Source organism: Antarcticibacterium flavum (assembly GCF_006159205.1).
GTDB lineage: Bacteria > Bacteroidota > Bacteroidia > Flavobacteriales > Flavobacteriaceae > Gillisia > Gillisia flava.
The window spans coordinates 2,284,577-2,295,951 of the sequence record NZ_CP040812.1; the positions used below are offsets into that span (position 1 = coordinate 2,284,577).

The window sequence follows — 11,375 nt, forward strand, 5'->3', positions numbered from 1 at the left end:
CAATTTAAAATTTTACCTATCCGGTTTCTCTATCTTCACCTTAACATCTTCAGACTTAATTGTGGAAACATGAGAAAGCTCTCCATTCGTATAAAGAGAATCCAATAATTTTAGAGGAGTAGATAATTTTTCAAATTTGTAATTTTTATAATCTACAAATCTTATTCCTCCTATATACCTTTCATTAAAGGCTTTTCTAAAGCGAATTCCACCGCCATTTGTTTTAAATTTATACGCTATATAGTCAACTTTATAGCTTTCGGAATTAATCCAGTATACATATTCGTCTTCGTGCTCCATTTCAACTCCATTTTGATTAAAGGTTACTTTAATTTCATAATATTCATCGTTACCAATACTATCCATTCCAATTAATTCCTTGTCTACCGCTTCGGAATGCAAACCATATGGCAATAAAACAAAGTAATGCACTGAATTTAAGGCATTTTTATAGATTTGTTTAATAGAATCCTGGACCGTCACATTTTTACCATCTTTGTATCTTTGGAAACCTTTGTTAGTAATAATATCCTGCATTTTTACTCCAGCAGTATCTAATACTATTCTATCATAATAAAAATTCCCAATATTTCTGCTACTTTTATATTTTTCGCCTCTAAATATAAAATTTATAGTGGCCTTTTCGTATAAATCACCTCCCGCGACTTTAATTGTCTTATGAATAATGCGATTGGTATTAAATTGATTTTCTGATTTATCACAGGAAACCAAAAGGAAAACTATTAAGATAAAATTTATAAACTTCATTAATTTAATGATTAAATATAAGAAAGAGTAACTACTAACTAGAGGAAGAAAATAAAACCTTATTTTAAAATGGTATCCAATTATTAAGATATTACCGGTTTTATAAGGAATTTAAATTGTCAATTATCCAAATTTACTTTGGGATAAAATTTTTACCATTCTCCATCAATGGATCAAAATTCCAAAGGTAGGGTAACAAAAAATAAATAATTAGGCTAATGAGAATAATAGAAATTAGATTCATAAAGATACCAGATTTTACCATATTAGGAATGGTTAAGTATTTACAACCAAATACAACAGCATTAGGAGGCGTGGCTACGGGTAGCATAAAGGCACAGGATGCCGCCGTAGTGGTTGCTACCAAAAGTATAAATGGATGTATGCCTAAGGCAATGGCAATAGGAGCAATTATAGGCAACAACATTGCTGTAGAGGCCGTATTTGATGTTACCTCTGTTAAAAAGTTAACTGCCGCCACAATTATTAAAATCAGTATAAATAAAGATAAGTCGCGGAATAGAGAAATTTGAGTGCCAAACCATTCGGCTAAGCCCGTATGTTGAAAACCTGCAGCCAGTGCCATTCCCCCTCCAAATAATATTATTATTCCCCAAGGTAGTTTTACTGCATCTTCCCAATCTATAAGTCTTTCCCCAGTATTATTTGCTGGTATTGTAAATAATAAAATTCCAAAAGTCATTGCAATTATAGTATCATCCAAGGCCGGAAAGAACTGCACAAAAATAAAAGAACGCGTAATCCAAAAAAAGGCAGTTAAGGTAAAAACAACCAAAACTAATTTTTCTTCTTTTTTAAGAGGTCCTAATTCAGCAAGTAAGGCATTAACTTCCTTTCTTCCTCCAGCAAAACCTTTTCGCTTAAATTTAAAAGCATATCGAGTTAAATAAATCCAAGCTATTCCCAATAAAATAAAAGAAATTGGAAATCCAAATTTGAACCATTGCCAAAAGGTTATTTCAATTCCATAAGTCTCATTTAAAAAGCCTGCAAAAATTAAATTTGGAGGTGTACCTATTAAGGTAGCCACACCTCCAATAGAAGCAGCATAAGCCATGCCTAGCATAAGTGCCTTTCCAAATCGTTGTGTTTCGTTCTCAGTTGTTGAAGGATTATCTTCCATTAAAGCAATAATAGAAAGTCCCATAGGAAATAACATCACTACCGTTGCAGTATTTGAAATCCACATTGATAAGAAAGCTGTTGCTACCATAAAGCCCAATATAATCCTATAAATATTGGTGCCAATCAAGCTAATAATGTTAAGAGCAATTCTTTTGTGTAAATTCCACTTTTGAATGGCAATTGCGAGTAAAAATCCCCCCATGAATAAGAAAATATATTTATTTCCATATGCAGCGGTTGTTGTTGAGAGATCAACTGCTCCGGTAAGGGGAAAAAGGACAATTGGTAAAAGTGCCGTCACGCTTATCGAAACAGCTTCTGTAACCCACCAAACTGCCATCCATAATGTGATACATAACATATCATAAGCTGCTGGTGGGATTGCTTCAGGAGTTTTTAATTGTAAAATTATAAATATAACCGGACCTAATAAAATGAAGAAGTTTTTTTGGTTTAAAGACATTTTTCGTTCTCAAAATTTGATAATTCGATAAAGTGCGGGATTATTTTTCTAATTTGCTCCATTATAATTATTTGTCTCCGTATTTTCTACATTGTCACCTGTTTTTAAATTTTCTTTTTCAAGCCAGTAAAGCAAGTATGGAATATTGAAGGCATGGGTCCAACCGAACACTCTTAATCCTTGGTTCATTTCCCAGTTTGTAAACCGGGGATTCTCTTGGCTCTCTGGTAAATTGGAAATCTCCAGTAATGCTTCGCTGTACACTTTCTGGTTTTCAAATTCGCTACTGTTTTTTGAAAGCTTGGAAACTTTTAGGACCTCTGCTCTTTCTAAAGCTTCTTCTAGATAAATTTTATTACCGCTAAACTCATAACCTAGCAATAGTGGATGAATAGTAGCTAAATAAGATTCCATCTCATGGTTATACGGTGGCACATTAAGAACCCATCGTGCGTGGTCTACAAGAACTTTTTTAATCCTGGTATCACCCGTTAACTGGTAATACTTATACAGGCCTTGAGCAACGTAGGTTTGGCTATAACCATACCTGTCGATGAGGATGTTGCCTCCCTGTTCTTTTTGCAACTCCAGCATTGTTTCTACTCTTTTATCTAACTCTGTTCCATACTTCATTGATTTTGTAGCATCAAATAATTCTACAAGGTTTAAAACTGAAAGATAAAGTCTTCTTCCCCTTAGATCGTGATCTCCCCAAATACGTTTCAAATATGTATCTCCAGTCATTTTAGCTACATCTAGAGCTCGGTGATTTCCACTTAAATAATAAGAAGCGATCCAACCCTGAATCCATACATGTGCACTTAGCAAAGAATACCAATGCTCTTCCGCATGCCTTCTTCCTATACCTAAGTAAGGTGTTGATTCAGGTTCATCCTCATAGTTCCAGAAATCTATGGCATCATTTATTTGACCTAAATAAGTTCTCTTTCTTGGCCAGTGTACATTATCAACATCCATGGTATGATTGCTCATTGCTTCTGCCAAATAATAATATTTTGGATTACCTGTTCTCATAAAGTTGGTCCAAAATTGAAAATCAACAGTGGGTTCATTATTATTCCACTGGTGCCATTCTCCTGCAATATAATAGTTCTTGCCATCTCCATAATCAAACATCCCGTACCATGGCTCCCAATCCTGATTGAAAGACCACCAATCGTATTTATATTGTAATGCATTTTCAAATTCCTGATGTGCTGAAGAGTATGCAGCCATATTACCATAAACCTTTGATTCGGCGTACCATTCCGGCGCGGCATGTGCCACAGGAGAATTTAACGAATAGTCCATGATGGCTTCGATCTCTTCAGCATCAGATCCTTGATGAAAATAATATATGAATTCGGTAGTTTTCGTGATTCCCTGCGCAAAATTTCCTAACATCCCACCATCCTTTTCCGTATGTTTTCTTGCAAAATTCATTGGCTCAACTTCCGGAGGCCAGATATATCCATTTAATGAATTGGTTTTAAGATCAACTTGAATTTCCTTAGGATACTCCTGGAAAAAATTTTTAATCCCAAGGCTTATGCCCTTTGAAAAATCTGAAATATCCACCCATCCGTTAGATCTTTGTGTATCTTTTAGAGATTGGCCCCCCCGATATATTTCAGATTTAAATCCTTCTATTCTTTTTGTAGGGGAGGAAGTTTTTTCCGGATTGTTTTGTTTAGGCCCCGTTTGTAAAACACCAACTTTCTGATTTCCGGGATCATCAAGTGTAAACAGGCTAGAAGAGGCTTTATTATACCAATCACCCTCATGAGTGGAAGTAATAAACTTTACGTCATTAGCTAAGTGGTAGTTGAAAGTTATTCCTGAACCTGCTATTTGGTCATCGGGCTGAGTCCATCCGGGATCGTTCATAGTTTCCTCAGAAAGTATAATATTATTCTGCGTTGCAATATTCGCATGATCTCCCTCCCGGTTTTTATGTTTGTCAGGATTCCCGGTATAGGTAATGGTGTGTAACACCCTAATAAAAGATTTTCCTGCATAAGCATGAACACGAATTTCAAATGGAGATGGGTTATTGGCATTTTCATAGACATACGTCCCTTCGATCCGAAAGATTGTGTGCAATGGACCCGACCCTTTTTCCCTAAACACCTCGTGAATGACAGCCTTTGACATATCTAACCCATTATCATCCAGAATATCCAAAAACGTCCCTCTTCTTTTGTCTGGGGCTGATGCAATGATTTCATTAGCATCAAAAATTCCATCATCGTTTTGATCTAAATAGACCTTATCAAGAAAACCATTACCTTGTTTATTAATCGAAAATTTAAGCGGTCCTGTATTGACAGTTATTCCGCCCTGTGGTCTCATGTTGTTGGTGGAAATAATACCATTGGAAACCCTGGAGGGTAAAATACCCTCTCCATACTCCAGTGTATAATTTGCAGACTCTTCGGAGAAAAAGAAAACCCAAATCCATTTTACACTTTCATCTGCCGGTAACCATGTAGTTACTTCTGTGGTTTGAATGGGAATTTCTTTTCCTTGATTGTTTAATAGCCGAATGTTATCAACTGAATATAATTCTCCTAGAGGAAAGGGAATTCCCATAGTAATTGGGGCTCCTTTTACATTATTTTCAACTGTTATAGGTAATTGTTTTATATTTTTCGCAAAATTAGTAGTTGCACACAGAAGTGCAACAATCATGATTATTAGATTCTTCATTTTTCTGAATTTAATTTTAAAAACATAAGGATGCCGCTCCTAATATTGCAGATCCTGGTTTATTTGATATTTTAATGTTGAAATTTTCAAGTTGTTTTTGGTAGGCAAAAGATTCGAGTGAAAATTCCAAAGATTTTTGAAAGTAATTATAAGCCTTACTTATTGAACCCCCAATGACTATGGCTTCCGGTGCATATAAATAAAGTATATTTTTAATGACCTCACCAAGATGAGCACCATATTCATTAAATGCTTGGATGGCAAATAAATCTCCTTTTGAGGCGGAAAAAAAAAGGTCCTTAGAGTTTATTCCGTAATTGTTGGTAAAGAAAAAACTGCCTGCATAATCCTCTATTATACTATTCTTGTAGGTCACCATGCCAATTTCACCAGCCCCACAAAGAACCCCGCTGTACAATTTTTCATTAATAATAATTCCCATTCCTATGCCAGTTCCAAGGGATAAGCCTATAAAGTCTTTATAATTACGGCCTTTTCCATAAATTTTTTCTCCCATGGCGAAACAGTTAGCATCGTTATTAATAAAAACCGGTAAATTATAACGCTCTTCCATAAGGTCTTTCAATTCTATCTTTTTCCAGGAAGGAATGTTCTGAACATCATAAACAACCCCTGTTACCGGATCTACAACCCCAGGAACTCCTATGCCAATGCTTTCTGAATCCTTGTTTATAACACTCTCTATACAATCATACAGATCCTCCAATATTCGTTTTGAAGAGGCTTCTTTCCTAACAGGAACTAATGATTTTTTCTCTATTATACCTTTTGAAACTCTTCCTGCTTTTAAATTTGAGCCTCCAATATCAACCCCAATCACTTTCATACTAATGTTTTTGTTTGTTTTTTAAAGCTGAAGACTTTATTGTTAACGATAGGTTTGGACCAAAAACCTATAGTTAGGATAAAAATGAGTGGTAGAATTAGAAAAAACAACCCGGTTTTGAGGCTCGTAATTTCACCAATTGATCCAACAATAAATGGAAAGATTGCCCCCCCGGCAATACCCGTACACAGAATACCCGATAATGCTCCATGATTACTTGCGGTTGAATTCAGGGCAAGAGAAAATATAATTGACCACATTACAGAAATAAAAAAGCCAATTAGAGGAAACGCAATGAGTGCAATATTAGCTGTGCCAGTCAGGGCCGCTATTAGGCTTAGAATTGTAATCACAGTAGCTAAAATTAATACTTTCCTACTATCCATAAATTTTAAAAGGAGGAGACCGAGCAGACAGCCTGCTGTTAACATTGCCCAAAAATATGCAACTGTATTAGCTCCTACAGTTCTTGGATCCAGATCGTGATATTGCAATAAGAACTGAGAGATCCAGTTTCCGACACCCTGCTCGGTGCCAACATAACAAAAGATACCTAGAAAGTAAAGCAGTACCCATCGGCTTTTTAAAAGTTGCAGATAGGAATCAAAAGACCCAGCCCGTTCATCTTCATTTTTTATGAAAATTGGATATTTTGTTACTAATACTATAACCAATAAGCACAAAGAAATTGCAGCAAAAACGATATAGAGAGCTACCCAAGGCAAGTTCACCGGCACAAAGCTTCTTAATAAAGCTGCCGTATTATCAACGTTCGTAGCAGAGGTATTGACCAAATATTTGTAAAGGAAAGGACTTGCAAAAGAGGCTAACCCGAAGAAAAGTTGTGCTAATACAGAATTGAATGCAAAATGTTCCTCACCTCCTGCCACTCGCAACATAGGGTTTATAATTACTTGTAGTACAGCCATACAGCATCCTAAAACAAAAAGTGTTAGAGAAAAGACCAGATACCCTGGAAATATAACGAAACTCAAAGAGGTAACCGCCATCAATAGAAATGCTGCAGACAGTAATATCTTATTGCTATACTTTTCAGCAAGAAATCCGGCCGGTATGGACATCACTCCATAGGCAATAAAAAAAGAAAATGGTAAAAACCCGGTTAAAGTTAGGCTTAGATCAAAACTTTCTTTAACATCTGCAATAATAGAATTGAGAATGTTTGTTATAAAGGATATTACAAAGAATATCACGATAACCAGTACTACAATGTGATAATATTTAGGGGAGGTGCTTACTTTATTCATTAATTTTCTTGTTAGAATTCGCTTACAATTTTCCCAACATTGGGAACAATTCTTTAATCTCCTTTTCAGTCGGCTGTTTGCCATATTCACAGATTTCCAAAAATTCTACGTGGCTAACATCAGAGGTTTTTATACCTGGGTACCATTTATTTATTGCCGCTGCCTCTGATTCGTTGTAAGCTTTAGGAGAACGATTATTTTTTAACCAGGTAAGCCTCTCTTCTTTTCCTTCAGGGATTTCAGACTCTGGAATTTTGTTTGTCCATGGCCCCCATTCAAACATCTGGGATTCATGGGCAGCCAGCGCCTCCATTTTTTGATCATAAACATTATCTATGACTATGGCTATATCTTTGGAAAAGGGATTTGGCTTTTGAAAGTTATCGTTCATATATAGAAACACAGGATTTTTTTCCAGAGGAGGAGTGTCTGGTGTTACGTTAGGGACGATCACCAGATATGCTGCATCCTGAACAGCAATTCCTGCATTTCTATGGTCCGGGTGATAATCATTTGGGCGTAGGCCTAATACAATATCAGCATCCCATTCCCTTATTTTTCTTATTACTTGCTGTCTAACCTGAAGGTTAGGAATCAGCTCTCCGTCGTGATTATCAAGAACCTCATATTCTATTCCCAGGATCTCACCTGCACGCTTTGCTTCTGCCCTGCGTCTTTTACCTAAAATACCTCCCCCCATGTTCTGGTGTCCGGCATCGCCGTTTGTAAGAGCCAGAAATTTGACCTTGTGTCCCATTTTGGCAAATAAGGCGGCCGTTCCCCCAAATTTAAAATCACAGTCATCTGGATGAGCACCAATGGCGATGATATTTAAAACTTTCTTTTCGTTTTCTTGCGCGCTCATAGTTACTCCAAAGGTTAGCAGGGCGGCTAATAGTATGATTTTCTTCATTGTTTTTTATTGTTAAGCATTGGAAATAATCTTAAAATTTCTGCTTCAGTTGGTTGTTTTCCATATTCGCATATTTCAAAAGCTTCGGCATATTTTATTTCTTCGCCCCTATCTTCCCCATACCATTTTTTTAATGCCTTTCGGACTTGAGAGGATATGTCTAATGTCCATCTGTCTGTAAGCCACTCCTTTCTTTCTTTAATGTTCTCCGGAACTTCTGAAAGCTCCTTATCTACCCAAGGTAGCCATTCGTACATTTGAGAAGTATGGGCATCGTGCGCATCCATTTTTAAATCAAATACCGAAGTGATGTCAACTGCGATGTCAGGCTGGAAAGGATATGGCTTTTCAAAGTCATCTTCTAGGTACAGAAACACTGGATTTTTTTCTAAAGGTTTCGTGTTCGGAGTTATGTTGGGGACAATAACCAGATATGCTGCATCCTGCACCAAAATTCCAGTATTACGATGATCTGGATGATAGTCAACTGGTCTGTGAGTTATAACGATATCTGCATTCCAGTTGCGAATTTCTCTAATAATCTGATGTCTTATATCTAGAGTGGGTAATAATTCCCCGTCGTGGTTGTCCAGAACGGTATAAGTTTCTATCCCAAGTCTTTTTGCAGCCTCTTTGGCTTCGGCTCTTCTTATTTTAGTCAGGTGCCCACCTCCTTTATTGAAATGACCTGCATCGCCGTTGGTCACAGAAACGAACTTTACCTTGTGACCCATTTTAGCAAATAAAGCAGCTGTACCACCCATTTGTTGATCGGTGTCATCTGGATGAGCGCCTATAGCTATAATTCTCAAAGGTTCCTCAAAACTGTTCTGTCCATAAGTGGATATTCCAAAACTGGCCAGGAAAAATAGAATTAGAAAATTCTTCATATAATAAGTTATAATTTCTTACTTAACATCGGGAAGAGATTTCTTATTTCTTCTGTAGAAGGGCGTCTACCGTATTCACAAATTTCAAAAGATTCAGCATATTTAACATTTGTAGCATGTTCTTCTCCGTACCACTTTTTTAGTGACTCACGCTCGGCAGGAGTTATACTCCCTGACCAGTTTTTAGCTAAAAATTCTCGTCTTTTATCTTCTTGTTGAGGTACCTCCTCTAATTTACCTCCTGTCCAAGGCAGCCATTCATACATTTGGGATTGATGAGCACCTAATCCATCAAGTTTTTTCTCAAATACCTTTGTTATGTCCACTGTAATATCTGGTTGAAAAGGGTATGGTTTCTGAAAATGATCTTCCAAATAAAGGAATACGGGGTTTTTTTCAAGCGGCTCTGTATCTGGTGTCACATTAGGGACTATTACCAGGTAAGCCGCATCTTGAACCAATATTCCAGTATATCTGTGATCTGGGTGGTAATCTGCAGGTCTGGGGGATAATACAATATCTGAATTCCAGTTTCGTATTTCTCTAATTAGTTGATGACGTACATCAAGTGTTGGTAATAGCTCCCCATCATGGTTATCCAGGACCTTATATTCCTTAATACCGAGCTTTTTAGCTGAATTTTCTGCTTCTTTACGTCTAATCCTGGCCAGAGCTCCGCCACCTTTATTATAATGCCCTGCATCGCCATTAGTGACAGAAACAAATTTCACATTATGTCCCATTTCTGCAAATAGAACAGCGGTACCTCCAAATTTGTTATCAGCATCATCAGGGTGGGCCCCAATAACAATTATATTCAGGGGTTGATCAGGTTTTTGTTGTGCCTTTGCATTAACTGCCATCAGAAAAACAAAAGTACCTGCCATTATATTTAAAAATTGCTTTTTCATATTTCTTAAATATTAAAATAAATATCACATCAGGACTTGTTACAAGTCCTGATGTGATATGGCTAATTAGAATTTAATTTTGAACGAAATTAGGATTTATGTCCATTTCACGTTGTGGAATGAAAAATAATTCCCTTACGTCAGAAGGATCAACCACAGGTTCGGCTGTTTCAAAAACCTCTCTTTCAAAGCCAAATCTTCTCAAATCTGGCCACCGGTGATTTTCAAAAGCCAATTCCAGTTGTCTTTCCTTTAGTAATTTTTCTTCGAAACTACCAGGAGTAGTTTCATCTATTCCCTCCAGACCTGCTCTTTGTCTTATCTGGTTTATCAAATTATAACTTTCGGTAGACTCTCCAATTGCTTCAGCAAGCATAAGTAATACATCAGCATATCTGAAAACAACAAAATTTACATCTGAATCATTTTCGGTAGGGGGATCACTTTCGTATTTACGAATATAATTCGCCATTACAGTCTCTCCCTGGGCATTTTCATATGAAGTGCCAAGAGACACCTGAAATCTTTCATCCTGGGGATCAAACGAATTTACTATTGCCGGTGTTGGCCTATTACGCCCAAAACCGGATCCAGTTTGTAAAAAGGCACTAGGGGAAAAATCATTCGTGAAAGAACTTCCTTGTCCAATACCTCCACTAACAAATTGAACTTCAAAAATTGATTCATCATTGTTTTCATTCTGAGGGCCCCATAAATCTGCATAATTATCTAATAACGTATAATTATAATTATTAATAATCCGCCTTAAAACTTCTTCCGCGGAACTGTTTTGGTCTACAGTTAATAAAATTTTCGCTAACAAAGTAGCGGCAGCTCCTTTTGTGGCTCGGCCTTTTTCTGAAGACGGATAAGAAATCGGGAGTAAATTTTCCGCCCTTTCCAGATCGGTAATAAGTTGAGAATAAACGATGTCAGCATTTACTTGTTCTAATTCATCTCCGGGGTTAAATGGTGTTAATTGCAAGGGTATATTTCCATAAGCAACAGCTAAATGGTAATACATTAAAGATCTTAAGAAGATTGCTTCTCCTGTAATTCTTTCTTTTACAGAATTATCCATTTCAACAGATTCAATCCTATTCAGGATGACATTGGAATTGGCAATTACCTTATAAGAGTTTACCCAAGCGGAAGTAACTGTTTCATTTAAAGGATCTTCTGTGAAATTATTAATTTCAGTATATTGTCTTGCCAAACCAGTAGCATCGGGTCCTTGGTCGGTGTTTTCAGATCTCATTTCGAACATAGTCCAATAAGCTCTACCGTAAACACCATTATCCTGTAGCCCAGAATAGCTTGCATTTATAGCAACATTGAAATCATCTGCATTACGATAAAATTCAGCTTCATTTCTATTAGAAATGGGCGCTAGCTCTGTAAAATCTTCACAGGAAACTAAAAGAATTCCTAAAAGGAAAAGTATATTAATATTTTTCATA

Annotated in this window: 9 protein-coding genes; all 9 read right to left on the reverse strand. The window is 36.6% G+C overall.

Going from position 1 to position 11,375, the window contains the following annotated elements; translation table 11 throughout:
- Positions 1 to 12: 12 nt before the first annotated feature.
- The 9 genes from FHG64_RS09665 to FHG64_RS09705 all read right to left on the reverse strand — a co-directional run bounded on the left by FHG64_RS09665 (position 13) and on the right by FHG64_RS09705 (position 11,374).
- Positions 13 to 768, reverse strand: a complete 756-nt coding sequence (locus FHG64_RS09665; RefSeq protein ID WP_139066209.1) for a DUF6503 family protein — start codon at positions 766 to 768, stop codon at positions 13 to 15.
- A 133-nt stretch (positions 769 to 901) separates the two neighbouring features.
- Positions 902 to 2,377, reverse strand: coding sequence for an SLC13 family permease (locus tag FHG64_RS09670; protein WP_139066210.1), 1,476 nt, complete (start codon positions 2,375 to 2,377; stop codon positions 902 to 904).
- A 48-nt stretch (positions 2,378 to 2,425) separates the two neighbouring features.
- Positions 2,426 to 5,086 carry an exo-rhamnogalacturonan lyase family protein gene (locus FHG64_RS09675; RefSeq protein ID WP_139066211.1) on the reverse strand — a complete coding sequence of 887 codons (2,661 nt, stop codon included), beginning with the start codon at positions 5,084 to 5,086 and terminating at the stop codon, positions 2,426 to 2,428.
- Between the two features lie 16 nt (positions 5,087 to 5,102).
- Complete coding sequence (locus tag FHG64_RS09680) at positions 5,103 to 5,933, reverse strand: ROK family protein (protein ID WP_174760401.1); 831 nt, start codon at positions 5,931 to 5,933, stop codon at positions 5,103 to 5,105.
- Complete coding sequence (locus FHG64_RS09685) at positions 5,930 to 7,201, reverse strand: MFS transporter (RefSeq protein WP_139066213.1); 1,272 nt, start codon at positions 7,199 to 7,201, stop codon at positions 5,930 to 5,932. The genes FHG64_RS09680 and FHG64_RS09685 overlap by 4 nt, the downstream gene beginning before the upstream one ends.
- A 22-nt stretch (positions 7,202 to 7,223) precedes the next feature.
- Positions 7,224 to 8,114, reverse strand: coding sequence for a PIG-L deacetylase family protein (locus FHG64_RS09690; protein ID WP_139066214.1), 891 nt, complete (start codon positions 8,112 to 8,114; stop codon positions 7,224 to 7,226).
- Positions 8,111 to 9,004 (reverse strand): PIG-L deacetylase family protein, encoded by an 894-nt coding sequence (locus tag FHG64_RS09695; protein ID WP_139066215.1) that lies wholly within the window; start codon positions 9,002 to 9,004, stop codon positions 8,111 to 8,113. The genes FHG64_RS09690 and FHG64_RS09695 overlap by 4 nt, the downstream gene beginning before the upstream one ends.
- An 8-nt stretch (positions 9,005 to 9,012) precedes the next feature.
- Positions 9,013 to 9,867: a PIG-L deacetylase family protein gene (locus FHG64_RS09700; RefSeq protein WP_246054368.1), complete on the reverse strand. Its 855-nt coding sequence runs from the start codon at positions 9,865 to 9,867 to the stop codon at positions 9,013 to 9,015.
- A gap of 121 nt (positions 9,868 to 9,988) precedes the next feature.
- Positions 9,989 to 11,374 carry a RagB/SusD family nutrient uptake outer membrane protein gene (locus FHG64_RS09705; RefSeq protein ID WP_139066216.1) on the reverse strand — a complete coding sequence of 462 codons (1,386 nt, stop codon included), beginning with the start codon at positions 11,372 to 11,374 and terminating at the stop codon, positions 9,989 to 9,991.
- Position 11,375: the final 1 nt, after the last annotated feature.

Coding starts and splice junctions, on each gene's coding strand:
- FHG64_RS09690 (WP_139066214.1), bottom strand. CDS start 8,114: ATGAAGAAAATCATACTATTAGCCGCCCTGCTAACCTTTGGAGTAACT.
- FHG64_RS09705 (WP_139066216.1), bottom strand. CDS start 11,374: ATGAAAAATATTAATATACTTTTCCTTTTAGGAATTCTTTTAGTTTCC.
- FHG64_RS09685 (WP_139066213.1), bottom strand. CDS start 7,201: ATGAATAAAGTAAGCACCTCCCCTAAATATTATCACATTGTAGTACTG.
- FHG64_RS09700 (WP_246054368.1), bottom strand. CDS start 9,867: ATGGCAGTTAATGCAAAGGCACAACAAAAACCTGATCAACCCCTGAAT.
- FHG64_RS09680 (WP_174760401.1), bottom strand. CDS start 5,933: ATGAAAGTGATTGGGGTTGATATTGGAGGCTCAAATTTAAAAGCAGGA.
- FHG64_RS09695 (WP_139066215.1), bottom strand. CDS start 9,004: ATGAAGAATTTTCTAATTCTATTTTTCCTGGCCAGTTTTGGAATATCC.
- FHG64_RS09670 (WP_139066210.1), bottom strand. CDS start 2,377: ATGTCTTTAAACCAAAAAAACTTCTTCATTTTATTAGGTCCGGTTATA.
- FHG64_RS09665 (WP_139066209.1), bottom strand. CDS start 768: ATGAAGTTTATAAATTTTATCTTAATAGTTTTCCTTTTGGTTTCCTGT.
- FHG64_RS09675 (WP_139066211.1), bottom strand. CDS start 5,086: ATGAAGAATCTAATAATCATGATTGTTGCACTTCTGTGTGCAACTACT.